22 protein-coding genes are annotated in these 24932 nt (G+C 55.7%); 12 read left to right on the plus strand and 10 right to left on the minus strand.

Annotation, left to right across the window (positions count from 1 at the left end):
* Position 1 precedes the first annotated feature (1 nt).
* Positions 2-874, minus strand: coding sequence for an ABC transporter permease (locus AO065_RS15665; RefSeq protein ID WP_004886633.1), 873 nt, complete (start codon positions 872-874; stop codon positions 2-4).
* The gene (locus tag AO065_RS15670) at positions 871-1899 is read right to left on the minus strand and encodes an ABC transporter ATP-binding protein (RefSeq protein ID WP_004886631.1); all 1029 of its coding nucleotides are present in this window, start codon (positions 1897-1899) and stop codon (positions 871-873) included. The genes AO065_RS15665 and AO065_RS15670 overlap by 4 nt, the downstream gene beginning before the upstream one ends.
* 241 nt (positions 1900-2140) lie before the next feature.
* Between AO065_RS15670 and AO065_RS15675 the strand changes: the two genes are divergently transcribed.
* Together AO065_RS15675 and AO065_RS15680 are read left to right on the plus strand one after the other, a co-directional pair.
* The gene (locus tag AO065_RS15675; protein ID WP_032652160.1) at positions 2141-2980 is read left to right on the plus strand and encodes an IclR family transcriptional regulator; all 840 of its coding nucleotides are present in this window, start codon (positions 2141-2143) and stop codon (positions 2978-2980) included.
* Between the two features lie 239 nt (positions 2981-3219).
* Positions 3220-4839, plus strand: a complete 1620-nt coding sequence (locus AO065_RS15680; RefSeq protein WP_004886629.1) for a methyl-accepting chemotaxis protein — start codon at positions 3220-3222, stop codon at positions 4837-4839.
* 36 nt (positions 4840-4875) lie between these two features.
* Here the strand turns inward: AO065_RS15680 and AO065_RS15685 are convergent, their stop codons facing one another.
* The 5 genes from AO065_RS15685 to AO065_RS15705 form a co-directional block, all read right to left on the minus strand.
* On the minus strand, positions 4876-5838 hold the full coding sequence (locus AO065_RS15685) for a class I SAM-dependent methyltransferase (RefSeq protein ID WP_004886627.1): 963 nt from the start codon (positions 5836-5838) through the stop codon (positions 4876-4878).
* A 48-nt stretch (positions 5839-5886) separates the two neighbouring features.
* On the minus strand, positions 5887-6585 hold the full coding sequence (locus AO065_RS15690) for a YoaK family protein (protein ID WP_032652151.1): 699 nt from the start codon (positions 6583-6585) through the stop codon (positions 5887-5889).
* Between the two features lie 57 nt (positions 6586-6642).
* Positions 6643-6870, minus strand: a complete 228-nt coding sequence (locus AO065_RS15695; RefSeq protein ID WP_004886622.1) for a hypothetical protein — start codon at positions 6868-6870, stop codon at positions 6643-6645.
* A 129-nt stretch (positions 6871-6999) separates the two neighbouring features.
* Positions 7000-7341, minus strand: a complete 342-nt coding sequence (locus AO065_RS15700; protein WP_004886620.1) for an FKBP-type peptidyl-prolyl cis-trans isomerase — start codon at positions 7339-7341, stop codon at positions 7000-7002.
* A 119-nt stretch (positions 7342-7460) separates the two neighbouring features.
* Positions 7461-7739, minus strand: a complete 279-nt coding sequence (locus tag AO065_RS15705) for a hypothetical protein (protein ID WP_004886618.1) — start codon at positions 7737-7739, stop codon at positions 7461-7463.
* A gap of 633 nt (positions 7740-8372) precedes the next feature.
* Here AO065_RS15705 and AO065_RS15710 point away from each other — a divergent pair.
* Both AO065_RS15710 and AO065_RS15715 read left to right on the plus strand, forming a co-directional pair.
* Positions 8373-9941, plus strand: coding sequence for a TerC family protein (locus AO065_RS15710; RefSeq protein WP_004886615.1), 1569 nt, complete (start codon positions 8373-8375; stop codon positions 9939-9941).
* A gap of 157 nt (positions 9942-10098) precedes the next feature.
* A complete protein-coding gene (locus AO065_RS15715) occupies positions 10099-10371 on the plus strand; it encodes a hypothetical protein (RefSeq protein WP_004886613.1) in 273 nt (90 codons plus the stop codon).
* A gap of 107 nt (positions 10372-10478) precedes the next feature.
* Here the strand turns inward: AO065_RS15715 and AO065_RS15720 are convergent, their stop codons facing one another.
* The 3 genes from AO065_RS15720 to AO065_RS15730 form a co-directional block, all read right to left on the minus strand.
* On the minus strand, positions 10479-11054 hold the full coding sequence (locus AO065_RS15720; protein WP_004886611.1) for a GNAT family N-acetyltransferase: 576 nt from the start codon (positions 11052-11054) through the stop codon (positions 10479-10481).
* A 124-nt stretch (positions 11055-11178) separates the two neighbouring features.
* Entirely contained in the window at positions 11179-12414 is a 1236-nt protein-coding gene (locus AO065_RS27440; RefSeq protein WP_004886608.1) for a hypothetical protein, read from the minus strand.
* A gap of 281 nt (positions 12415-12695) precedes the next feature.
* Positions 12696-13223 carry an Hcp family type VI secretion system effector gene (locus AO065_RS15730; RefSeq protein WP_004886605.1) on the minus strand — a complete coding sequence of 176 codons (528 nt, stop codon included), beginning with the start codon at positions 13221-13223 and terminating at the stop codon, positions 12696-12698.
* A gap of 531 nt (positions 13224-13754) precedes the next feature.
* Here AO065_RS15730 and tssA point away from each other — a divergent pair.
* The 8 genes from tssA to AO065_RS15770 all read left to right on the plus strand — a co-directional run bounded on the left by tssA (position 13755) and on the right by AO065_RS15770 (position 24761).
* Positions 13755-15305, plus strand: a complete 1551-nt coding sequence (tssA, locus tag AO065_RS15735) for a type VI secretion system protein TssA (RefSeq protein WP_004886604.1) — start codon at positions 13755-13757, stop codon at positions 15303-15305.
* A gap of 28 nt (positions 15306-15333) precedes the next feature.
* Complete coding sequence (tssB, locus tag AO065_RS15740) at positions 15334-15831, plus strand: type VI secretion system contractile sheath small subunit (RefSeq protein ID WP_004886602.1); 498 nt, start codon at positions 15334-15336, stop codon at positions 15829-15831.
* A 28-nt stretch (positions 15832-15859) separates the two neighbouring features.
* The gene (gene tssC / locus AO065_RS15745; RefSeq protein WP_004886600.1) at positions 15860-17335 is read left to right on the plus strand and encodes a type VI secretion system contractile sheath large subunit; all 1476 of its coding nucleotides are present in this window, start codon (positions 15860-15862) and stop codon (positions 17333-17335) included.
* Positions 17332-17742, plus strand: a complete 411-nt coding sequence (tssE, locus tag AO065_RS15750; protein WP_004886599.1) for a type VI secretion system baseplate subunit TssE — start codon at positions 17332-17334, stop codon at positions 17740-17742. Before tssC ends, tssE begins: the two co-directional genes overlap by 4 nt.
* 107 nt (positions 17743-17849) lie before the next feature.
* The gene (gene tssF / locus AO065_RS15755) at positions 17850-19637 is read left to right on the plus strand and encodes a type VI secretion system baseplate subunit TssF (protein WP_004886596.1); all 1788 of its coding nucleotides are present in this window, start codon (positions 17850-17852) and stop codon (positions 19635-19637) included.
* The gene (gene tssG / locus AO065_RS15760) at positions 19601-20605 is read left to right on the plus strand and encodes a type VI secretion system baseplate subunit TssG (RefSeq protein WP_029241523.1); all 1005 of its coding nucleotides are present in this window, start codon (positions 19601-19603) and stop codon (positions 20603-20605) included. The genes tssF and tssG overlap by 37 nt, the downstream gene beginning before the upstream one ends.
* A 12-nt stretch (positions 20606-20617) precedes the next feature.
* Positions 20618-23230 (plus strand): type VI secretion system ATPase TssH, encoded by a 2613-nt coding sequence (tssH, locus tag AO065_RS15765; protein ID WP_004886590.1) that lies wholly within the window; start codon positions 20618-20620, stop codon positions 23228-23230.
* Between the two features lie 10 nt (positions 23231-23240).
* On the plus strand, positions 23241-24761 hold the full coding sequence (locus AO065_RS15770; protein WP_004886587.1) for a sigma-54 interaction domain-containing protein: 1521 nt from the start codon (positions 23241-23243) through the stop codon (positions 24759-24761).
* The last annotated feature ends 171 nt before the right edge of the window (positions 24762-24932 follow it).

Below are 24932 nucleotides of genomic sequence, written 5' to 3' on the forward strand. Positions count from 1 at the left end.
ATCATACCCCCAGGGTTTTCTTGTAACGGCCTTCGATCATGCGGTTCCACGACAGCATCACCAGCAGGTTCACCAGCAACAGCGCCACGGCCAGCGTCGCGCCCATAGGCCAGTTCAACTCGGACAGGTATTGGTCGTAGATCACCGTGGCGACCATTTTCAGGCGGCGTCCGCCGAGCAGACCGGGAATCGCGAACGAACTGGCAGCCAGACCGAAAACGATCAGCGATCCCGAAAGCACACCGGGCATGACCTGCGGCAACACAATCAGTCGCATGACTTTCGCCTGACTGGCGCCCAGTGACAGCGCCGCCTGTTCTGCGGTGGGGTCGAGCTTCTGCAGCGAGGTCCAGACCGGAATGATCATGAACGGCAGCATCACATGCACCAGCGCGATGACCACTGCGAACGGGGTATACAGAAGCTTGACCGGACGTCCGCCCAGGGCCTGGATGCCCTGATTGATCAGACCGTCCGCGCCCAGCAGCAGGCTCCAGCCAAAGGCCCGCACGACCACTGAAATCAGCAGCGGCGTGAGAATCAGGATCAGGAAAATCGAACGCCAGGGCGTACCCATGCGGCTCAGTATGTAGGCCTCGGGCACACCGATCACCACGCAGAGCAAAGTGACCAGCGCGCTGATCCAGAAGGTGCGCAGAAAGATTTCGTAGAAGTAGCTGTCGGTCAGCACCGCACCATAGTTATCCAGCGTGTAACTGTCGCTTTTGACGCCCACCTGATAGTCGAACACGTTGAACGACAACAGCAGCGTCAGGCCCAGCGGCAATACCAGCAGGCCGATATACAAGGCCAGCGCCGGGGCGGACAGCCAATAGCCGCGCCGACCCTGACGCATTTGAGTCAGCAGGCTCATGCGCGCACCTCGTCGGCATCCAGCACGCGCAGCAGTTCGGAGGACCAGTCCAGACCGACCGCTGCGCCTTGCTCGAGCGGTGGCTGCCCGTCGTTGCGGCGCACCACGGTCAACTCGCCAACGCCGGTCTGAATGCTGTACAGCCATTGGCTGCCGAGAAAGTAGCGGGTGACGATGCGTCCCGACAGACGACCACAGCCAGGCGCGACCAGATCGATCTTTTCCGGCCGCAGACTGAGGGTCAATGCACCTTCGCCCGGCAACTGACGTATCTGCGGCAAGCCGCTGTCGTCCAGATCACCCTGCAACATATTGGCCTTGCCGACGAAGCCGGAGATGAAGCGCGTACGCGGATGCTCGTAGAGTGTGTAGGGTTCATCGATCTGAGTGATACGTCCGGCCTGCATGACCACTACTCGGTCGCTGATCGACAACGCTTCTGCCTGATCGTGAGTCACCATCAGCGTGGTGATGCCCACTTCGTTCTGGATCCGGCGAATCTCGAACTGCATTTCTTCGCGCAGATTGGCGTCGAGGTTGGACAGCGGTTCATCGAGCAGCAGCACCGGTGGCTCGATCACCAGCGCACGTGCCAATGCCACACGCTGACGCTGACCGCCGGATAACTCTCTTGGATAGCGTTCTGCGTGCTGATCCAGGCGCACCAGCTTCAACACCTTGCCGACTCGGCTCTGGATCTCGGCGGCTGGCACCTTGCGCATGCGCAGGCCGAACGCCACGTTGTTGGCAACCGTCATGTGCGGGAAGAGCGCGTAACTCTGAAACACCACGCCCAGGCCACGGCTGCTGGGTTTGGCGTGAGTGATGTCGCGTCCGTCGAGCACGATGCGTCCGTCACTGACGTCGACAAAGCCGGCGATCATCTGCAGGGTGGTGGTTTTGCCGCAACCGGACGGGCCCAGCAGCGAAACGAATTCACCCTTGTCCACGTTCAGGTCGGTGGCAACCACGGCATTGATCGAGCCGTAGCGTTTGGAGAGACCTTCGAGCTGCAGAAATGCCATGCCTGCTTCCACCTTATATGCACGCGCGCCGGAGCACGCTTTTGTCATGGGCAGATGCGAAGTGAGCCTTTGCAGCATTGGACGTTGGTGCTCGATCTGGGTCGGCTACCGGTTGATTGTTCAAATCGCCCCTGTGGACTGAGAGTAGGACGAAGGCTAGGATGCGCTCAATCAGGAATTTCACTGAACAACATATTTTTTCAGATTCATTCACTGAGTGAAAATCTATATGAGCACTGGAATAAAAGATTCCACTGATCGGAATCATGAACACAAGGATGTGGGTGTTGGAGCCGTTTCCAGATTGTTCGCGGTACTGCGTTGCCTGGGTGAGTGTGATGAGGGCGGTGAGCGGGTGACGCAACTGGCGCAGCGCGTTGGCCTGTCCCAGCCCACGACTCACCGTTTGCTGCGCAGCCTGATGGACGAGGGCATGGTCGAGCAGGATCTACTCAGCAAGCGCTACCGGCTGAGCATCGAGTTCTTCGCGCTGGCCGCGAAGGCAGGCAATACCGGCAACCTGCGGGATCTGGTCAGGCCCAGCCTGCTTCGGTTGTCCGCCTCGCTGGGTGACTCGCTGTTTCTGCTGGCGCGCAGCGGCTTTGATGCCATCTGTCTGGACCGCAGCGAAGGACCGTACCCGATTCGCACGTTTACCGGCGACATCGGCGGGCGCGTTGCCTTGGGCGTGGGGCAGGGAAGCCTGGCCATTCTGGCGTTTCTGCCCGAAGACGAGCGCGAAACGGTGATCGCCTACAACCTGCCCAGGCTCAAGGATTTTCATCTGTACGACGAGGTCTTCCTGCGCTCTGAAGTCGAGAACGTCAGGCGTCTGGGTTATGCCGCGCGCAACACCGGCGCATTGCCAGGAATGGCCGGGCTGGCGGTACCCATTCTGGACCGTAACGGCCGCGCCGTCGCGGCGCTCAGTGTCGCCACTATCTCTGACCGTCTGGGCCCGGACCGGCTGACAACAGTGGTCGAATTGCTCAAGCGCGAAGCCACGGCGATCAGTGCGCGCATCAACCCGTTTGATCCGTCATTGAGGCGCCCGAGTCAGGTATTCGGGCAGGCTGAGTAGCAGCCGATGTTCATTGAATCTGTTCTGGGGCAGATTCGAATGAGCACCTGACGGCGCTTTATTGACGTGCTGAGCTTGCGGGTTCTTTTGTTACGGGTCGCTCAAGAAAAATTGACATATGCCGATGGTCATATCATGGGGCCATACATGCCGATTCCCTCGAACGGCTGTACAGGGAGGTGGCCTGTTCTTCTATCTGCACGCCTTTGCAGGTCCGTTTTTTTCCAGAGACGCAACCCATGTCCAAATCCCTGAAGCTTCAGATTCTTGCCTTGCTGGGCGGTAGCCTCGCACTGGTCTTGCTCATCGCCCTGGCCTGTTTCAGCTTCCTCTCCAACAACATCCAGGCGTATCGGAGCCTGCTTGACGGCCCCGTTCAATCTTCGCAAATGATCGACGAAGCCAATCTGCTGTTCAAGGTTCAGGTCCAGGAGTGGAAGAACGTACTGCTGCGCGGCAAGACGCCCGCCGAGCGTGACAAATACTGGGCGCAGTTTGAAGAGCAGGAGCGCCGGGTTCAGAGCACGCTGGGCAAGCTTGCCGAGTTGAAAGGCATTGATGCCGCGCTCAAGGGTCAGGTTCAGAAGCTTGCTCAGGAACACCGCACACTTGGATCGGCCTATCGCACCGGTCGCGATGCGTTCATTGCCTCTGGAGGTGACGCCACGGCGGGTGATCTGGCCGTCAAAGGCGTGGACCGTCCGACCAGCGAACAAATGGCCACTCTGGTTGACCAACTGCATAAGCTCAGTGCCGACCAGTCGATCATCATCAGCGATGAAGCTGCGCGGACCATTCTGGTGGGCACCTCAGTCATGCTGGCCTCGGCTCTGCTGGTCGGTCTGCTTGCACTGTGGATGGTCAACCGCAACATCGTTGCGCCGATTCGCATGCTCATTGAATACGTGGCTCAGTTGAGCGAAGGCAAGTTCGCCGACCGCGTCGAGGTCACCCGTCAGGATGAACTGGGTCGTCTGGCAATTGCCGCCAACACCCTGCGTGATTTTCTGGCAGATACGTTCAGCCGTCTGAAACGCAGCACCAGCGATCTTGATGCTGCGGGTGGTGAGCTGAACGCCATTGCAGCGCTGATGGCCCAAGGCACGCACGAACAGTTCGAACGTACCGATCAGGTCGCCACCGCCATGACCGAAATGTCGGCGACGGCTCAGGAAGTGGCTCGACACGCGGCCGCCGCAGCTCGCGCGGCAGATGAGGCTGATCAAAACGCACAGACAGGCGAAAAGGTCATGCAATCGACCATCGCTACCATTACCCGGATGCGTTCCGAGATAACGTCCACTGCCGGCGTCATCCAGCGTCTGGAAACGGACAGCGGGCGCATTGGCAAGGTGCTGGAAGTGATTCGCGGCATTGCCGAACAGACCAACCTGCTGGCGTTGAACGCGGCAATCGAGGCCGCACGGGCGGGCGATGCCGGGCGCGGTTTTGCAGTGGTTGCCGATGAGGTTCGCACCCTGGCGCAACGTACTGCAGTATCCACTGCCGAGATCAATCAGATCATCACGTCAGTGCAGACGGGCGCTACCGACGCCGTTCAAGCGATTCAGGGCGGCCAGGCGCGCAGTGAGGAAAGCATGGAGCAGGTCACCCATGCGGGTGAAACCCTGCAACGAATCACCGTGGCCGTGGAGAACATCCGCGACATGAACCGTCAGATCGCAACGGCGGCGGAAGAACAGACGTCGGTCGCCGAGGACATTTCGCGCAACCTGACAGAAATCACCGCCATCGCGGTGACCAATCAGGACAACGTCAAGCGTACACAGAGCGCCAGTCAGGACTTGAAAGGCCTGTCGACCGGGCTCAACGATGTGATTTCACGGCTGAGTGCCTGATCATTCCGACACGCTTCCTCAAGCGTGGAAAGCAGGTCAGGCCCAGCCTGACCGGCTTAATCCTTCGGCCTTGAACACCAGTGCTTTCAAACCGCCGTCCACACGCGCATCGGGAAACTCCGGTGGGTTCTCCAGACGCTGCTCGTAGCGCAGGCAGGGCGCTTCGGTGGCTGTGTGTTCGATCAGAAACTCAGGCCCTACCGCCGGATCGTTCATGCAGGCCAGCACCAGACCGTCTTCCTCCAACAACTCCGGCAGGCGGCGCAGGACACGCTGGTAATCCTTGTCGAGCATGAAGCTGCCTTTCTGGAAAGAAGGCGGGTCGATGATGACCAGATCATAAGGGCCGGAGCGCGTGACCTTGGCCCAGGACTTGAACAGGTCATGGCCCAGAAAGGTGACGCGACTCAGGTCATGTTCGTTCAGGCGATGGTTCTCGCGCCCTCGATTGAGCGCGGCGCGGGCCATGTCCAGATTCACCACATGGTCGGCGCCACCGGCAATCGCTGCGACCGAAAAGCCGCAGGTGTAGGCGAACAGGTTAAGGACGCGTTTGCCCCTGGCCTGGGCCTGCACCCATTCGCGGCCGTAGCGCATGTCCAGAAACAGTCCGCTGTTCTGCTTTTTGCCGAAATCGACCTTGTAGCGCAGACCGTTTTCAGTGATGACCCACTCATCCACTGCCTCACCCGTCAGCCACTGGGTGGTGCTCTGCGGCAGGTAACGGTGTTGCAGCAGCAAGGTATGAGCCTGACTCTGTTGCCATTGAGGCGTTTCGATCAGCGCCAGCAGCAGACGATTCAGTGCGGCAAGCTCGGATTCCTGCGGCTCCTTGAACAGCGACACGAGCACCACGCGTTGCATCCAGTCGACAGTGATGTGCTCCAGCCCGGGCCAGACGCGCCCGCGGCCGTGAAATAACCGGCGGGTTTCAGTCGGGACGTCGCTCAGGGCGTTGAGCAGATGCTGTTGCAGAATGGCGAGCGCTTCGGGAGTCATGGGGCAGGGTCGGTCTGAAAAATGGCGCGTATGGTAAACCTATTTGCTTCACCGCGGCATGTACAGGCGCTGCCACCGATGAGGGATGCCGAGCGAGGCGAGCCCCAGCAATGCCGACAGGCTGGCGCTGACCAGTAGGGCGTTCAGCCCGAGCTTACGTTCGATCAGGGCCCCGATCACTGCGCCGACGAACATGCCGAACCAGGGAATCAGTTGAACCTGCCAGCCATTCTTCCGCTCACCCATCAACCAGCGACACAGGCCACGTCCGAAGCGGGACAGGGCACCGGTCACGTAGGTCAGCCCCACCGACTGGCCGTTTACCTGTTCAACCGCAGCGTTGAGCATGCCCATCGCCAGAATCGCCCAGACCAGCGCCAGCAGATTCTTCTCCATTGGCCAGGCAGCGGCTGCACATAACAGCGTCGCGACAACCAGCAGCAGCGGCAATGCACGACGATTGCCCAGCCGGGCGATGACAATACCCAGCGCGTTGCCCGCAATGAACACGCTGATCGCCAGCGTCAGGCGAGCGGTCATGCCCATGTCTCCTTCGCTCAACGCCACTGCCAGTCGCGTGGTGTTACCGCTCATGAAGGAAACAAAATCGCCCGTTGCCATGAAGCCAATGGCGTCGGTCATCCCCGCCAGAACCGAAAGACTGGCGGCCAGAGTCATGCCGACCCCGGTCCGCCGTTTCTGTAACGCCAGGTATCGAACACGGGTATGAGTGAACGCTGACGGCATCGACGGCTCTCTGAAACGTTAGGACTGCGGGATCAAAAGGCTATTTGGGTCAACGATTCAAGGTAGCTTGGCGCGGACGATTCGCTTCGCCCTGACCTCATCGGCATAAGCCTTGAGCTGGTCGGCGTCGCTGTAAAGGCGATTGACCATTTGCAGAACGGCCGTGACATCGACCTCTTTCATCTGTGAGGCGAGCTTGAGAATTTCATCTGCGGTGGTTTCGAGGTTGGTGGCCGTGCCCTTGAGGTGCTTTTTCAGCTCCTGGGTCGACTTGTTGAGCGCCATGGGGTGTCCTGTCAGAAGTCGTTGAATTCCATACCCTGAGCATGGCTTTTTCTGCGCGTGTGCGCAATCCGACAAACTAAGTGTGATCGGGATGCTGAGAATAAACACGCAGCACGCCCGGCCGCACGGTCAATCGTCGCGTGTCAGGACTTCCAGCAGTTCTATGTCGAAGCTCAGGTCGGATCCCGGCTGAATGTGAGCGCCCATTTTCCGGTCACCGTAGGCGAGGTGAGCCGGAACGAACAGCGTGCGACGGCCTCCGACTTTCATGCCCATCAGGCCTTGATCCCAGCCCTTGATCACGCGCCCCGTGCCGATCACGCACTGAAAAGGCTTGCCGCGCTCGTGGGAAGAGTCGAACACCGTGCCGTCGGACAGGGTGCCGGTGTAGTGGGTAGTGATCAATGCGCCCTTGACCACGGTCTTGCCGTCGCCAATCTGCAGATCGGTTATGAGTAGTTCGTTGTTCATGGCCAGATATCTCCTTGCTTATGCGGGCAGCTTTCTCGCAGAAACCCAGGCATCTGACAAGCGTTGAAACGCAAACGGGGAAGCCTCAGCTTCCCCGTCCGGTGTTGCAGGCTGGCCGCTTACAGATTCTGCGAGCTGACCACCATCGCTTGCGCGATATTGGCTTTCTGTTCCTGAGTGAAGCCGTCCCAGACATTGACCTTGGCGTAGTAGCCCAGACCGGCCAGGCAATACAGGCTCAAGGTCAGAATGATAGCGACGGACACAAAGGTCCAGCGGCCTTCATCGTTTTTACGGGTGAAATCACGGGATTCGCTGTACTGCGATCCTCGGGAGAGCAGGCCGGAAGACAGGCGCTTGAGCCACTGGAATAGATGAACGACAACGATGCGCAACATGAAGCAAGATCCTCAAAGGTCAGAAAACGGGGTTGGTTGCCATGCGTGCGATTCATTGGCCGCATGGCGTGCAAAAGCTGAAAACGAAAAAAGCCCGTCTATGACGGGCTTTCTTTTTATGATTCTTGTCAGGTGGCGTCAGGGATGAGCCCTGCGCAGGTGTGACGTTATTGCAACATTTTAAAACAATTGCTCGGCGCCATCTACCGTACATCGGGCGTCGTCAGACAACTGGTCGTGGATTCGGGTGCGACAAAACGTCGCCCGGCAGGGCTTACGAGAAGTAGGTCAGCGGTTCAGCAGTCAACTCTTGTAATACTTATTCCGCGCGCGGATTTGATCTGTGTATTGTAGGATCATCGCCCGTATCAAATTTCAGGACCGTATGAACACCCTCCAGGAACCTCCGAGTCGTTTTCCTTCCTCAGCATCAGGCTGGCCATTCCTCTGCACCCCATGCGGCATAAAGCCTTATTCAAGCCTTGCTTCATCCCCTTTTTCGCGTATTGCTTCTGCCCAAGTCTATTCAGCCTGTCTGGATGCATCCCTGCATTCGGCGCTGAATCTCCGTGCGCAGCTCAACGCATCAGGCGCTCCCGCCCACTATTCTGTTCAGAAGGCTGAATAAATCCCATGGAATGGATTGCTGACCCCACGGCCTGGCTTGGCCTGCTGACTCTGATCATTCTGGAACTGGTACTGGGTATCGATAACCTGGTGTTCATTGCCATCCTGGCCGACAAGCTTCCACCCGCACAACGCGACAAGGCACGCGTGATCGGTCTTTCGCTGGCGCTGATCATGCGCCTTGGCCTGCTGGCCAGTATCTCCTGGATGGTGACGCTGACCGAACCCCTGTTCGAGGTCTTCGGCAAGACGTTCTCCGGCCGTGACCTGATCATGCTGTTTGGTGGTGTATTTCTGCTGTTCAAGGCCACCATGGAGCTGCACGAACGACTCGAAGGGCACGTCAGCCAGAAGGCTGGCAATGCCGGATACGCGCTGTTCTGGCCTATCGTGGCGCAGATCGTGGTGCTTGATGCGGTGTTCTCGCTCGACGCGGTGATTACTGCGGTGGGTATGGTCGAGCACCTGTCGGTGATGATGATCGCGGTGATCTTCTCCATCGGCCTGATGATGATTGCCAGCAAGCCTCTGACCAAGTTCGTCAACAGCCGCCCGACCGTCATCATGCTGTGTCTGGGCTTCCTGATGATGATCGGCTTCAGCCTGACCGCTGAAGGCCTGGGCTTCCACATTCCGAAAGGCTATCTGTATGCGGCCATCGGTTTCTCGATCCTGATCGAGGTCTTCAACCAGATCGCCCGCAAGCGCAGCAAGAAGTCCGCTCATGGTCATCTTCCACGTCGCGAACGTGCTGCCCATGCGGTCATGCGTCTGTTGGGTGGTCGCCGGCTGGAGTCGGGCGATGTCGACGAAGAAATCATCGAAATGATGGAAGGCGAAAGCACCGAGCCGGTGTTCGACCGCCGCGAGCGGGTGATGATCAGCGGCGTATTGCAATTGGCAGAGCGTCCGATCCGTACCGTCATGACGCCGCGCGCCGAGGTCGATTACATCGACCTGAGCGACGACGCCGACAAGATCCGTCTGAAACTGATGCATTCATCCTATTCGCGCCTGCCGTTGATCGGCGAGGGCGGCATCGATGAGCCGCTGGGCTTCGTTCACAAGAAGGAACTACTCAAGGAGTTGCTGTCCGGTAACGAGCCTGACCTGAAACTGCTGTCGCGCAAGGCCATCAACCTGCTCGAAAACTTTACGATCCTTAATGCATTGGAGCAGATGCGCAAGGAATCGACCCACATCGCGTTCGTGGTCAACGAATTCGGTGATTTCATCGGTGTGCTGAGCATGACCGACATCCTGGAATCCATTGCCGGCCAGCTGCCTGATGCCAGCGAAGTGGAAGGGCCGGACATTGTTGCGCAGGGTGATGACTTCATCGTCTCGGGCGCGTTGAACCTGAGCCTGATCCGCGAGCGGACCGGTTTCCAGGCCAAGGCCACCGACGATTACCAGACGCTGGCGGGGCTGGTCATGAGCCTGCTGGATCGTCTGCCAACCATGGGCGACAGCCTCCACTGGCAGGGTTGGGACCTCAAAGTGGTCGGTGTTGAAGAGCGCCGCGTCACCCGTGTGCTGCTGCAGCGTCAACCCGAAATGGGTGCTGGCAAATAGCGATATGAAACGTGAGTGAGAAACGGGCCGAAAGGCCCGTTTTTCGTGGCGTTGCGGTTTGTCGTCCGGTCGCAACGAAGGCATTTCAAGCGTGGTCTATTCTGCGTCAACCACGTGGCTTCACCGTGCAGTCAGCCACTTCATAGCGGAGACTGCCATGACTGCTGCCTTCATCTTCAACCCCAACCTGACCTATGACGTTATCTCCAGCCGCAAGCGCTATCCGGTGTGGCGCATTCGCGAACGCAAGGTCTACGCCTACCTCGAACATGACCCGCGACGGGACTGGAGTGGCGAAATAGGCACGCTAAGCCTGGGGACCCCGCAACGGCTGGTCGACCACGACGGGCAGACCATCGCCTACATCGTAGGGACCGAAGTGCGTGACACCAAGGGACACCGATTCTCGCTGAGCGAGGTCAAGGAATGAGCCGCCAGGCACATTGCAGCTTCAAGGGATAAAAAGCTGAGGGATGCAGGGAAGATGGCTCCCTTCAAGGTCGCAACCGGACCTGACGTGAGGGAGCCTGCACCAGACTATTTGCGGCGGGGGCGTGACACTACAGACTCGATATTCTTGCGACCGATCAGCAGGGTCCGCGCAGGCTCCTGAACTTCAGGGGCATCGCCCAGCCACTTGAACATCACCAGACAATCCACCAGCCCCAGGCGTGCATGCCGATAAGCCTTGGGCAGGCGACCCACTGTCTCAAAACCGAGCTTGTGCCACAGCGCGACCGCCACTTCATTGGTGGCAACCACTGAATTGAACTGCATGGCCAGAAAGCCGCTGTCGCGCGCCAACTGCTGCGAGTGCTCACACATCAACCGCGCCACCCCACGACCCCGCGCTGCGTCCGTCACCATATAGCCACAGTTGCAGACATGACTGCCCGGACCTGCCGCATTCGCCTTCAGGTAATAACTGCCCAACACCTTGCCATCCTCTTCCGCAATCAGCGTGTGCTGTGGCAGCTTGAGCCACAAGTCACGAGCCTGCTCGAACGTCAGCGCCGGGTCGTAGGCGTAGGTTTCCCGGGCCTGAACGACTGAGTGAAAGGTCGGCCAGAAGTGGTCGAAGTCGTCCGGGGTCATGGGGCGGATGTGGATCATTGGAGGCCTTTGGTAAACGTATTTCGTGGGATTGGTGCGACGGATAGCACCTTATTCGTTGGGTGGGGAGGGTGCAAGGGGAGCAGGTGAACCGCGATGACTGCGGTTCATATGGATGAGCCACTCACTGTGCACCCTGATCCAACTGGTACAGGAAGGAAAAATTGTCCGCCTTGGGGGATATATCGATTCCTTCGGCTTCCAGAGACCGATAGTACTCTTCAATGTTCAAGGTATCGCTTAGGCGAGCTTTCACGATGCACGGTGATTGCTGCCATGGATAGCGCTTCAACTGCTCGGTGAGCTGTTTTGCACCACCTGCTTTCCAGCCGTTTATCGTTTGGTCCCGCCATCGGCGTTCAGGTCTTCCGGTTTGTACATCATGAGCGGCAGTAACTGGGTCCAGATGCCGACTTTGTTCCAGCACCGGCAGGTCTGGTAGCGGTTGGGTAACGTCCATATATCGCTGCAGGCAATCCCAGAATGCCAACGCATTGACCCTGTCCAGCCCCAGCGCATGTACCTTGACGGCCAGGCAAAGTTTTTTATTGGTATAGCGGTGGTACAGCCAGATGGCATAGTCATGAGAACCATGGCCTGTCGGCATGACCCTGAGTACCGGATCAAACTCCTCGAACGGTGCGACGAACAATTTTCTGAACCGCCGCTTGAAGCGCACCATCCCGTCGATGCGGTTGAACTCACTGCCATCGTGCTTACTGAACAGGCTGTAAAGGTGCAGCAGAGCATCGCACCCTATGGCGCCCATGAAGTAAAGGAAGGTGCCGATCCAGAGTGAGATGTGCATGTCGGTCGAGCCCCATAGCGTGCCGGTAACCCATAGGACAACGCTGGAGCAGACTACGAAACCCGAGAGATTTAAATAGTGCCCGGCTTTTCTGGTTGTCATGCAAAGTATAAAAGAAGCAAAAAGTAAAACGACTGATAGTGTAGCGATCAGGGTGGCGAGTGCTGTGCCGGGGTTACCCTGCCCGAGTTCAGGCTGTATATCAGTGAATATGCCTATTCCCCAGGACAGCCACAAAAAGGAATAGCAAACCATCTTTAGCACAAATAAAAGGTGCGGGACGTTCCCTGAATACTGGAATCGCCAACGCCCAGCGTCACAATATGCTTCTGGGGGCATATTGGTTTCCTGTTGTCGCTCATAAATCTTATGTTCGCCAGACTCCAGTTGGGCGGTGATCTCTATTGCGGAATCCAAACTGGCGTAGTGCCCGAACGAGAGGAGAGTAGCGCTCTTGGCATTGCAGTGGGAAGACCTTATAGGCGCGGGAAGGTGCTTTGTCCTGTCGCTACGGTAGGCAGTGGTTTTGTAGGCGGTGCTACTCGGCTTCATAGGGGATGCTCATTTATTTCAACCTGCCAATACAGTGGCCTTTTATTTGATAAGTCACCTCCAGGTAGACGACGATTGTCATTTGTGGAAGGTTTCCAATTGCAGGTTTTGGCTGTGGCAGGGATCGCTTCGTGGCCCTTGAAGGCGAGTACCTGAAAGCCATGATCGATGCCATCAAGGTTGAGCTTGAAATGATTTTTACTGAAAGATTCAGGCTTCATGGCTTATCCCATGTTGATTGAGGCAAAGAACCATCGACCCTTTCGGGTCGATGGTGTTAATTACGCAGTCTTCTCTTTCCCGTGGGTACGCCAGTCATCAGAACCTGACGTTCCGCATACTTCATGAGTCCATGTGATTTTCCGATAGGCGAAATGTATGTCCTCAAGGTGGGTAAAACTAGCCATGGCAAGATCCTGGCAGTTGTGCATGTAATCCTTTATCTGAACTATCGTCGCGTCTGTCAGAACCGTTGTGAAGTAAAGCTCCTGTTGGCCTGCGGCTAATGTGCGGTACCACTCGATTCTGACTTCACTCAAGCACTCCCCCGACGTCAGTGCTTGCTGAAGCAATGGTGAGGCTTTGTCGAAGATTTTAGTGATGCACAGAGGTTTGTGTATTCGCAGTCCGCTGGGTTGCCCCGTCTGAGGATCGCAAGGAATAACAACCTCATGGCTGAAGGCTTGTACCAGCGCCTGATCTTCGTGACCTTCCTGATAAATGTTTCCTACTGAATGTGCCGTAAACGCACCTTCAGTTATAAGCTTCTGTTTTTCACCGATGATGGATATGTAAGCAGGTGTTGCCATTATAATGTCTCCTGATATCTGAGTGGTCAGCCAGAATTAGACGTGCCGACCATTGGATGATTAACAAGAACTATGCCAGTTACCCGTATGTCCTTTATTTCAAGGCTTTGATGAGATCTCAAGGTGCATTGTTGTCCTCGGAACTGTGTTAGGTAGCCGAAAATTGCGCATATTCTTGCGCACTAGGTAAAATTTCTGCGCAGGTGTACGGACGTCTCGATATCTGTTGGAGCAGAGAGGCTGGGTTTGTCGTAGCACGCGGTGAAGGTGCGCAATAAATAGCGCAGTTGAATCAGGTTTTGGGCAATGGGAAATATGCAGTTCAGCGTTATGGAAAAGCGATTTCTTTATTCCATGAATGCTGTGTGCTTTTGCTTCCTACATTTGTGCCATTCAGCAATGTAGGAAAATTCTGAAAAGATACTGTGTGGTATTTGGCGGCTTGTTAAACGAGGAGTGAGCAGTTAGTGTTTGCGTCGCTGACCAAGGGTTGGCATTTACGATACTTGACGCGTGAGGAGGTAACAGCGAATGACTCATTTGGATACATTGTCTGAACGCTACCTTCATTTAGTAAAAGGTCCTGTATCCAGCGATAATTATGCGGGCAGCGATGTCCGATTTTCCGAGGAGTTTGAGGCCTTGGAAGCACAATTGAATAGCGAACGATCAGTTTTGAAGTCTGTAAATGTCGATTGGTTAAAAGTTCGTGAAGAAAGCGAAAGCATTCTGCGTGATCAGTCGAGAGATCTGCGTGTGGCGTGCTGGTTGACATGGGCGCTTTATAAAGTTGAGGCGTTTCCGGGGTTACTGGCTGGTATGGGTATGCTGCGTTATCTCTGTGAATACCACTGGTCAGCGCTACACCCCGTCAAGCACAGGACGCGTATCGCCGCTTTTGCATGGTTGTTGCCCAGGCTTGACAAGGTTCTCGTCGACGACGTGTCCATGAAGCAACAATTTTCGCTGTTTCAACGTTTGTCAGGACATCTCGAAGCGCTTGACGGGCTGCTGAGGCAGCATCTGGGTGACGACGCGCCGTTGATCTTGCCGACCTGCAGACGATTGGCCCGAATGCTCCAGGCCGCCTCGCAAGACGAAAGCAAACCGATGACGATTGCTGCGCAGGTGAAGGAAGTAGCCACTCAGCTGTTCAGCCAGTCTTCTGTAGACAATGAAAAGGACGCCCGTAAAGCCCTGAATACGCAGCAGGACATAACACAGTCATTGTGTGCCTGGTGGTTGAAGCAGAAAGCCACCGATGTTCGCGCTTTGCGCCTGAATCGCACTGTGATCTGGCTCACGCTCGATGCTGTTCCCGTGTCTAACGCCGAGCGCATAACAGCAATACGCGGCTTGCCCATAGACCGATTGAATCAATACAAAGAGCGTTTCGAGCAAAGCAAATATGCGGACCTGATTGTGGACCTGGAGTTGAGCATCGCTCGTTCTCCCTTCTGGTTCGACGGCCAACGCATGGTATGGGAAAGTCTGCAGGCGCTCAACGCGGACCTCTCCATGCGTGAAGTTGAAGTTCAGTTCGCGCTTTTTTTGCAACGAGTGCCTGGCATCGCAGAATTGCGTTTCCACGACGGTGTGCCCTTTGCTGATGACGCAACACAGATCTGGATATCGACTCATGTGATGCCTCACGTAATTTCTGCCCAACCTGAACTTGTCCAGGACAATACCGATGTCCAGCCAGCCTGGAATGTCGTTCTGAATGAAATGATTCAGAGGCTGCACAAGGATGGCCTGAAGTCTGTGGTCAAGGAGTTAACCCTGCAGCTGAAAGATGCAAAGAGTGAGCGTGAACGATTCTTCTGGCAATTCAGCATTGCTCGTATCTGTCTCCGGGCAAAAAAATATGATTTGGCCAGGGTTCAACTTGAATTGCTTGATCAACAACTTGAGAGCGAAGGGCTTGAAACCTGGGAGTCCGAAGTGTTTCTTGAGATTTCTCGGCTTTTATACAATTGTCACGAGAAGCTTCCGTCTGATCAGACTTCACGAGCAAGCAAGGACAAAATATATCGGCGGTTGTGCAAATATGATGTTGAAACTGTTCTGAATAAAACATAAGCAGTGTAAAAGGCAAGGGGGAAATGCAATGGCAAAAGAAGGCTCTGTCGCGCCCAAAGAACGTATAAATGTTACTTTTAAGCCGGCGACTGGTGATGCACAGGAGGAAATCGAACTCCCTTTCAAGCTGTTGGTGCTGGGTGATTTTATTCAGCGAGCGGATGAGCGAAAGCTTGAAGACCGCAAGTCGATCACAGTTGATAAAAACAACTTCGATGATGTGCTTGCAAAACAGAATCTGACGCTTTCACTGAGTGTTCCCAATCGTCTGCAGGATGAAGGCGAGGCTGAAGAGTTGGCGATTGAAGTCCGCGTCAACGCAATGACTGATTTCAATCCGGCCAGCCTTGTAGAGCAAATTCCAGAGCTCAGGAAACTCATGGAATTGCGTGACGCCTTGATGGCCCTCAAGGGACCGTTGGGCAATGCGCCTGCCTTTCGCAAGGCGATTGAAAATGTGCTTGCCGACAAAACGTCGCGTGATCGAGTGCTTGGCGAGTTGGGACTCGATGCTGTAACGGAATGAAGTGTCTGGAACGTCAGGAAGAAAATCTATGAGCACCACCGCTGCACAACAGGATAACCACGGGACTGTCGAGTACGGAATTCTCGATCAGATTATCGCCGAGACCAGAATGTCTCCCGGCGACGAAGCCTATGCCATAGCCAAGCGTGGTGTTGCCGCTTTCATCGAGGAGTTACTGAAGCCACATAACAGCGCCGAGCCGGTAAAGAAGGCGCTCGTTGATCGAATGATCACCGAGATCGACGTCAAGCTGAGCCGTCAGATGGATGAAATTCTGCACCATTCCGAGTTTCAGTCGTTGGAATCCTCATGGCGCGGCTTGAAGTTGCTCATCGACCGAACGGACTTCCGGGAAAACATCAAGGTCGAGATGTTGAGCGTTTCGAAGCAGGACCTGCTCGATGACTTCGAAGATTCTCCGGAAGTGGTCCAGTCGGGTCTGTATAAACACGTTTATACCGCGGAGTACGGTCAGTTCGGGGGAAATCCGGTAGGTGCGATTATCGCAAACTACTACTTTTCGCCCAGTTCTCCGGACGTCAAGACAATGCAGTACGTTTCCAGCGTGGCCTGCATGGCACATGCGCCGTTCATCGCCGCTGCGGGACCTCAGTTTTTTGGGCTAGAGCAATTTACCAGTCTGCCTGATCTCAAGGATCTGAAGGACCATTTTGAAGGCCCGCAGTTTGCCAAATGGCAAAGTTTTCGTCAGCAGGAGGACGCTCGATACTTCGCATTGACGGTCCCTCGGTTTCTGCTTCGCAGCCCCTATGATCCTCAGGAAAATCCGGTCAGGACATTCGCCTACCGGGAGAACGTTGCAAACGCGCACGAACATTATCTCTGGGGTAACACTGCTTATGCGTTTGCTACCCGGTTCACGGACAGCTTCGCCAAGTTTCGCTGGTGCCCCAACATCATAGGACCGCAGAGCGGTGGAGCAGTTGAGGACCTTCCTCTGCATCATTTTGACAGCCTGGGTGAGATTGAAACCAAGGTGCCGACTGAAGTGCTGGTGTCCGATCGCCGGGAATATGAACTGGCAGAAGAGGGCTTCATTGCGTTGACAATGCGCAAGGGCAGTGACAACGCCGCTTTCTTCTCCGCCAGTTCCGTACAAAAGGCCAAATTCTTCGGCAACAACCCGGAAGGTAAGGTGGCCGAGCTCAATTATAAGTTGGGTACCCAACTGCCCTACATGATGATCGTCAATCGCCTGGCTCATTACATAAAGGTTCTTCAACGCGAGCAGATCGGATCATGGAAAGAACGTACGGACCTTGAGCTTCAACTCAATAAGTGGATACGCCAATACGTTTCCGATCAGGAAAATCCTGGTGCCGAGGTTCGCGGTCGACGACCCCTGCGTGCCGCACAGATCACGGTGAGTGATGTGGAAGGCGACCCAGGCTGGTACAGGGTTGCACTTAACGTGCGTCCGCATTTCAAGTACATGGGGGCCGCTTTTACATTGTCGCTGGTTGGGAAAATGGACAAGGAATGATTCGCTGCACGAGTCTTTTCGAAAGGCTGGCCGGGGTGTCTGAAAAGCGGCTCGGTTCGAACCGGGAAACGCAGCTTGTAACGTCAGTTGCCAGTCATCTTTCAAGGATGTTGAGCACTCGGGCGGGCAGCGTACAAACGCTGCCCGATTACGGGCTTCCGGATTTGAATGACCTGCGATTCAGCCTCAACGACGTGATGCGCTATTCCCGGACAGTCATTGAAGAGTTTATTTGTGCCTATGAGCCGCGACTCATGAATGTCCGTGTCGTTGCCAAGCCACGCGACGACGATGCGCTTGAACTGAGATTCGACATCCAGGCGTTTTTGAATGTCGACGGTGTGAACCGGGACGTGCTTTTTCAAGCGGTGCTCAATGGCCGAGGGCGCGTCGATGTGAAGGTGTGATCAATTTTGCCAGGAGCGGAGTGCCTGCTTGAACTTGCAAGTCAGGCACGTCGTTTCTCAACGCCTTTAATCGCTGTTCTCGATGAACTTGAAACAGGTAATCAACGTTGTCTTTCAATGACTACTATCAGGATGAACTTGCAGCCTTGCGCCAACTGGGTCGCCGTTTTTCCGAGCGCAATCCTGCGCTGGCGCCTTTTTTGGGACAGTCGGGACGTGATCCTGATGTCGAGCGATTGCTTGAGGGGTTTGCGTTTCTGACAGGACGGCTGCGTCAGAAGCTGGACGATGAGTTGCCAGAACTGACTCATTCATTAATGAACCTGCTCTGGCCAAACTATCTGCGACCGCTGCCATCGGTGAGCATGCTGCAGTTCGAGCCATTGCTTCGGTCAGGACCTGCGGTGCTGGTTGAACGATCGACGCCTGTTGAGAGCGATCCGGTCGGTGAACACATCTGCCGTTTTCGCACCTGCTTTGCAACCGAAGTCCTGCCACTTGAACTGAAAGACCTGTGTCATTCGCCCACCAGTGACGGAGCCACTCTGAAGTTGTCCTTCGTCATGAGTTGTGAAGGTCACATGGGTGAACTGGAGTTGAAAAGGTTACGGCTGCATCTTGCCGGTGATCGTCATGTCAGTCGGTCCCTGTATCTCGGGCTGATGCGCAAACTCGAGGGCATCACCCTACGCTTGCTTGACGCTGATGGGAGCGCACTGGAAGACGGACACGGAAATACGATCGAGTTCAATATCCCGGTCAGTGAAGTGCAAGCGGTCGGCTTTGCTGAAGAAGAAGCACTGATACCTTATCCTTTCAATACCTTTCGTGGTTATCGCTACTTGCAGGAGTACTTCTTCTTTCAGGAAAAATTCATGTTTGTCGACGTAATGGGGTTGGGCGTTCTGGGCGCTTTACCCGGTCCTGTACTCAAGCGTGCTCATGGCGTGCAGCTGGCGTTGAAGATCAAAGGTGCAGACATCCAGCGCCTTCGGCCCACCCTCGATAATGTAAAACTCTACTGCACGCCGATCGTCAATTTATTCAAACAGGATGCCTTGCCCATTCTGGTCGACGCCAAGCGGGACGATTATTTACTTATACCTTCCAGAGATGATCTCGACAGCTGTGCAGTGTATTCGGTGGACCGGGTAACCGGTTGGCAGTCTGGCGGTCTTGGCTATCAGGACTACGCCTTGTTTGAATCCTTCGAGCATGATTCAGGGCAGGGTTCGAAGAAGGGCAGGCCTTTTTACAGCGCTCGGCAGCGCCCATCGATGCAGTACGATGGCCTGGATACCTATTTAAGCTTTGATCATCGAAGTTCGGAATACCCTGAAACGGTATCTGTCGAGTTGACCTGCACCAATCATGACCTTCCCTTACAGATCAAAGCGGGCGGTATCTGCAGATCCTGTGACGGAACGCCGGATTTCCTTCGCTTCAAAAATATTACACCCACCACGCCGAGCTATGCGCCTCCTGTCACTCGCGATTTTCTATGGCGTGTGATCAGTAACATGTCGTTGAACTATCTGTCGCTGGCCAATATTGATGCGTTGAAAATCATACTCGAAACCTATGACTTGCCGCGCTATCACGATCAACAAGCCGAAAGAGCCAGTCAGCATCTTCTCAATGGCCTTGAATCGATAAGCCATCGTCCTGCTGATCGACTTTACAAGGGGCGGCCTGTGCGTGGTGTCAAGACAGAGTTGATCATCAATCCTGACGGATATGGGGGGGAAGGCACTCTTTTCCTGTTTGCATCCGTGCTGAACGAGTTTTTCGCACTGTATGCCAGCCTCAACTCTTTCCACGAACTGAATGTGAAAAGTACTCACGGAGAACGCTACGAATGGACACCTCGCATGGGGCACCAGCCGCTTCTTTAATTGCACTCAGTCATACAATCCGTGAGCACTCCATTTATCAGGCGATCCCGCAGATTCTGAAGCTGCTTCGCGAGGTTCATCCGAACGCTGATGACGAGTCGCTGCATGACTTTCTCTTGCTCAAGGCGAACCCGGGTTTCGGCTTTCCTGGAAGCGATATCGAATGTCTGGAACTGTTTGAAGCGCGCGGGAAATTGCACGTAAGGCTGTGCCTGAATGTCATCAGCCTTGTCGGATCCGGCTCCCCCTTGCCAGCCTTTTACGCGGAGCAGGTTTTGGACGAGGATAACTCGAGCGCAACGCGTGATTTTCTTGATGTTTTTCATCACCGTCTGCAGAAGCTAATGGTGCCCGTCTGGCGCAAATATCGTTACCACTCGGTGTTCGCTGACGGCGCGACGGACCGTTTTTCCGAGTATCTGTTTGCGCTGATCGGATTGGGTGGTGCAAGGGTCAGGGAGGCTGCCGAGCTCGACTGGAAGCGGCTCCTGCCTTACCTGGGGTTGCTCAGTTTGCGAGCGCACTCTGCGGCCCTGATCGAGTCGGTTCTGCGTTACTACTTCAAGCATGCTGATTTCTTCATCGAGCAGTGTGCCGAACGTGTCGTTCACATCAGTCCCGAACAGCGCAACTTCCTGGGCAAGGCCAATAGTCAGCTAGGCCACGATGCTGTTCTGGGTGAGCGGATTCGAGACCGAAGCGGCAAGTTTCGTATCCACATCAGGCGATTGTGCTGGGACAGCTTTCATCAGTTTCTTCCCCAGGGTGCCTGGAATCAGCCGCTCGGTGCCTTGGTGCGGTTCACGCAACGAGATTTTCTTGAGTACGACATATGTCTTGTACTGCTGCGAGAGGAAATCCGGGCTCTGCGTATCGGGGCACAGAACACCTGCCGCCTCGGCTGGACCAGCTGGCTGGGGCGTGAGCGTGCCGATGGTGTGGTGACGCTTGGCCAGTCGATTCATTAAGGACAGATATTCATGATCAATGTAGACCTGCAACAACTGGTCAACGCGCTGGACGTGCCCACCCGGATGAGTCTGGAGAGTTGCGCAGCGCGTTGCGTGGCGAGAGGAGGCAGCAGGATTCTTGTGGAGGATCTGCTGCTGGCACTTCTGGAGCACCCCCACAGTCTTCTTTCCCGAGCGATGTCGGATGCTGATGTCGACGCCGCGCATTTTGCGGCCCTGTTGCAGCCGGCCATGGAACACAGCGCTTCTCGTAATCCGGTGTTCGCGCCTGAACTTGTCCAGTGGCTACAGGACGCGTTGCTGGTGGCCAATCTTGAACTGGGCCAGAGCCATATTGAACAGGCGGCGCTCGTTCTTGCACTGTTGCGCAATCCGATTCGCTACGCAGGCAGCCGTTATCAGCCGCTGCTGGCCAAGATCAATGCGGACCGATTGAAGGATTTCTCTCTCGCCGAGCAGCGAGGCTGTGAAGGACATAAGCCGGAAAACGCAGATGAATCGCTGCTGGAACGCTTCACGCACAATCTGACACAACAGGCTCGGGAAGGCCGGATTGACCCTGTCCTGTGCCGCGATGAAGCAATCCGGCAGATGATTGACATCCTTTCCCGGCGACGCAAGAACAATCCGATCGTGGTGGGCGAAGCCGGGGTTGGTAAGACCGCTATCGTTGAAGGCCTGGCGCTGAGAATAGTTCAGGGTGAAGTGCCTGAGTCTCTCAAGGATGTCGAACTGCTGACACTGGATATGGGCCTGCTGCAGGCTGGGGCTAGCATCAAGGGCGAGTTCGAGCGTCGTCTGAACGGAGTGATCGAAGAGGTCAAGGCATCCGCGCGCAGCGTCATTCTGTTTATCGATGAAGCTCACACATTGATTGGCGCAGGAGGACAGTCGGGCGGTTCCGACGCCGCCAACCTGCTTAAGCCAGCGCTGGCCCGGGGAGAGCTTCGGACAATCGCTGCGACCACCTGGTCGGAATACAAGAAGTACTTCGAGAAGGATCCGGCTTTGGCCCGACGCTTCCAACCCGTTCGCCTGCTGGAGCCTACTGTGGATGAGGCGATAGCCATTCTGCGTGGCCTGGCTTCGGCCTATGAGAAAAGCCACGGTGTCTATTTGCGCGATGACGCTGTAGTGGCTGCGGCCCGCTTATCGGCGCGTTATCTCACTGGGCGGCAGCTACCGGACAAGGCAGTTGATCTGCTTGATACGGCCTGCGCCCGTGTTCGCATCAGCCTGGCGGCCGCCCCGCAACGACTGGAGCGCTTGCGTACCCGCTACGCCGAGGATCAACGGCAACTCGACGCTATGCGGCGCGACGCACAGGCGGGTCTGGGCGTTGATGAACGGGTTCTGCTGACTCTTGAAGAAAGTCTTCAGGAACTGCAGAGGCAAATAAGCGAAGTCGAAGCCCTATGGAACCAGCAGCGCACCGATGTCGAGCAGTTGCTCAGGCTACGCGGGCAATTATCCGCACTGCGTGCACAGCACGAGCTGGCAGCAAATACCGATACCGAGCGGTCTCCAGAGCTGTTCGCACTCATCGAGTCGCTGGAAACAGAACTGGCCGACGTTCATCAAACGTTGACTGAAGCAACAGAGCGACTGGTCAGTTTTGAGGTGTGTCCCCGATTGATCGCAGAGGTGGTCAGCGCCTGGACTGGCGTTCCGCTTTCACAGCTTGCACTGGAGCACAGTTCCAAAGTTGCCGGTTTCGCGGAGGACCTGAAAAAACGCATTCGTGGCCAGGATCAGGCTGTTTGTGCGCTTGACCGAGCGATGCGCGCGGCGGCGGCGGGGCTGAACAAGCCGGATGCACCGGCAGGTGTCTATCTTCTGGCCGGCCCCAGCGGCGTGGGCAAGACCGAAACAGCCATTGCGCTGGCTGACTTGTTGTATGGCGGCGAGCGTTTTCTCACGGTCATCAACATGTCCGAATTTCAAGAGAAACATACGGTTTCACGCCTGATAGGCGCGCCGCCCGGTTATGTCGGATACGGGGAGGGCGGTCTGCTCACAGAGGCTGTCCGGCAAAAGCCCTATTCGGTCATTCTGCTGGATGAAGTAGAGAAGGCCGATCCCGATGTGATGAATCTGTTTTATCAGATATTTGATAAGGGCATTGCCAATGATGGCGAGGGGCGAGAGATCGACTTTCGCAATACGCTTATTCTCATGACATCCAATCTTGGAAGCGAACTTATCACGACGTGCTGCCAGTCAGGTCAACGACCTGATGTCGAACAGCTCGAAGCACGCATTCGCCCGATTCTGACTGCGCATTTCAAGCCTGCACTGCTGGCGAGGATGCACGTCGTGCCGTATTACCCGGTCACTGGGGAAATACTGCGCGAACTGATCGAACTTAAACTTTTGCGTTTGGCAGATCGATTGAAAGGTCGAGGACTCACTTTCGCGTATTCAGAGCCTCTTGTCTCTTTCCTGCTTGAACGGTGCTCGCAAGGTGATACAGGGGCGAGGTTCGTTGATCGCTTGCTGGACACTTGCCTTATTCCGTTGATTGCCAATCGCCTGATCGACGCCATGTCAGACGGTCAGGATGTCCAGCGCGTTTACGCGACACTGGATGCTGCGGGCCTTGTCATTTGCGAGTTCGACTGAAATGACATCGATGTTCAATGCTGTCCACAATCCGCTCGACTACGCGCATACGCTATGTTCGGTCTATACCAGCCTGTCGCGCATAGGTGACAGCGAGGCGCTGTTGAAGGGCTTTGCCCAGGCCGCCTCTCAGCTTATCGGCTGTGAATTGATCCAGCTGTTCAGCTTCGACGCACCCACTGGACGCCTTGATCTGAAGGTTCAGGTTCTGGATGACATTGTTAAGCCGGAAACTCTCGCAGGCGACCACGCCGATTACAGTACAGAGAATCTGCTTGAGTTCGCCCTGTCGCAGGATAGGCCCGTCAGCGTGAACGAAATGGGTCCCGGTCTTTACGACACCAGCTTCCTGCCCTTAAGACCGTCAGGCTGGAACTCATTGCTGTGCGTGCGTCTCACCACTACGGATAACGTCACTGCGGGACTGCTTGTGTGTGCCAGCGATGCGTGCAGATCACTTGATTGTTTCGCTGCGTCACTGGAAGCGCTGGGTTCTTTCGTGCTTGCGCTGCAGGTTCTGCTCGAGCGCCGTCATGCCCTCACGGAGATGCCGAGGCTGGAGCCCAAGTCCTCGAGTTACGGACTGATCAGCAAAAGCGAACCCATGCGGCGGACCTGCCAACTGGTCGGCAAGGTGTTGCATAGCTCCTATACCGTTTTGCTGACGGGCGAGACCGGGACAGGCAAAGAGGTTGTGGCTCGAGCCATTCACACCTGTGGACCTCGGCGCAAAAAGGCTTTTGTGGTGCAGAACTGCGCCGCGTTTCCCGAAAACCTTTTGGAAAGCGAATTGTTCGGCTATCGCAAGGGCGCCTTCACCGGCGCTGATCGCGATCGACGCGGTCTTTTCGATATCGCGGATGGCGGCACCCTCCTGCTGGATGAAATCGGCGACATGCCACTCGGTCTTCAGGCAAAGCTTCTGCGAGTCCTGCAGGAAGGAGAAATACGACCGCTCGGTTCAGACACGGTACGCAAGGTCGATGTACGCATCATTGCCGCTACCCACAGAGACTTGCCAGCGCTGATATCGCAAGGACGATTTCGTGAGGATCTTTATTACCGACTTGCCCAGTTTCCCGTTTCATTACCTCCGTTGCGGCAACGAGTTGAAGACATCGAACTGCTGGCCAGACAGTTTGCATCCGACGCCTGCAGTGCTCTGCGACGTGAACCGGTGCGTTGGTCGGAGTCTGCGCTGTCTTTTCTCTGTGATTACTCTTTTCCCGGCAATGTGCGGCAGTTGAAAGGGTTTGTCGAACGCGCTGTTCTGCTTAGCGATGACGGGCACCTGTTGCCGGAACACTTTCCTGTTGCAACCGGTGCCGAAGTTTCTTCTCACGGGGTGACGTTGCGTGAACGGATGGAGCATTTCGAGCGCGATGTGTTGCTTGAATGCTTGCGCAAAAGCAACGGCAATCAAACGCAGACCGCGCGGAAGTTAGGTGTTTCACGACGTACGCTGCTTTATCGAATGACGCGCCTGGATATCAACAGCGCCAGAAAGAACACCGCCAAGTGCCATAAATAATCGGATTGTCAGTTTACGGAGATGCCTGATGAACATCAGTCAATGGAAGGCTGCGCTCTTTTTTTGTGCGCTGTCGATTCTTATGGGCGGTTGCAGTGGTCCGTTCAAGTTCAGCGATAGTGAATATCGCGTCTTGGGAAATTCGACTTCAAACCATCGCAATTAACGATC

The organism is Pseudomonas viridiflava (assembly GCF_001642795.1).
Lineage (GTDB): Bacteria > Pseudomonadota > Gammaproteobacteria > Pseudomonadales > Pseudomonadaceae > Aquipseudomonas > Aquipseudomonas viridiflava.

Coding starts and splice junctions, on each gene's coding strand:
- AO065_RS15665 (WP_004886633.1), bottom strand. CDS start 874: ATGAGCCTGCTGACTCAAATGCGTCAGGGTCGGCGCGGCTATTGGCTG.
- AO065_RS15670 (WP_004886631.1), bottom strand. CDS start 1,899: ATGGCATTTCTGCAGCTCGAAGGTCTCTCCAAACGCTACGGCTCGATC.
- AO065_RS15680 (WP_004886629.1), top strand. CDS start 3,220: ATGTCCAAATCCCTGAAGCTTCAGATTCTTGCCTTGCTGGGCGGTAGC.
- AO065_RS15685 (WP_004886627.1), bottom strand. CDS start 5,838: ATGACTCCCGAAGCGCTCGCCATTCTGCAACAGCATCTGCTCAACGCC.
- AO065_RS15690 (WP_032652151.1), bottom strand. CDS start 6,585: ATGCCGTCAGCGTTCACTCATACCCGTGTTCGATACCTGGCGTTACAG.
- AO065_RS15695 (WP_004886622.1), bottom strand. CDS start 6,870: ATGGCGCTCAACAAGTCGACCCAGGAGCTGAAAAAGCACCTCAAGGGC.
- AO065_RS15700 (WP_004886620.1), bottom strand. CDS start 7,341: ATGAACAACGAACTACTCATAACCGATCTGCAGATTGGCGACGGCAAG.
- AO065_RS15705 (WP_004886618.1), bottom strand. CDS start 7,739: ATGTTGCGCATCGTTGTCGTTCATCTATTCCAGTGGCTCAAGCGCCTG.
- AO065_RS15710 (WP_004886615.1), top strand. CDS start 8,373: ATGGAATGGATTGCTGACCCCACGGCCTGGCTTGGCCTGCTGACTCTG.
- AO065_RS15715 (WP_004886613.1), top strand. CDS start 10,099: ATGACTGCTGCCTTCATCTTCAACCCCAACCTGACCTATGACGTTATC.
- AO065_RS15720 (WP_004886611.1), bottom strand. CDS start 11,054: ATGATCCACATCCGCCCCATGACCCCGGACGACTTCGACCACTTCTGG.
- AO065_RS27440 (WP_004886608.1), bottom strand. CDS start 12,414: ATGAAGCCGAGTAGCACCGCCTACAAAACCACTGCCTACCGTAGCGAC.
- AO065_RS15730 (WP_004886605.1), bottom strand. CDS start 13,223: ATGGCAACACCTGCTTACATATCCATCATCGGTGAAAAACAGAAGCTT.
- tssA (WP_004886604.1), top strand. CDS start 13,755: ATGACTCATTTGGATACATTGTCTGAACGCTACCTTCATTTAGTAAAA.
- tssB (WP_004886602.1), top strand. CDS start 15,334: ATGGCAAAAGAAGGCTCTGTCGCGCCCAAAGAACGTATAAATGTTACT.
- tssC (WP_004886600.1), top strand. CDS start 15,860: ATGAGCACCACCGCTGCACAACAGGATAACCACGGGACTGTCGAGTAC.
- tssE (WP_004886599.1), top strand. CDS start 17,332: ATGATTCGCTGCACGAGTCTTTTCGAAAGGCTGGCCGGGGTGTCTGAA.
- tssG (WP_029241523.1), top strand. CDS start 19,601: ATGGACACCTCGCATGGGGCACCAGCCGCTTCTTTAATTGCACTCAGT.
- tssH (WP_004886590.1), top strand. CDS start 20,618: ATGATCAATGTAGACCTGCAACAACTGGTCAACGCGCTGGACGTGCCC.
- AO065_RS15770 (WP_004886587.1), top strand. CDS start 23,241: ATGTTCAATGCTGTCCACAATCCGCTCGACTACGCGCATACGCTATGT.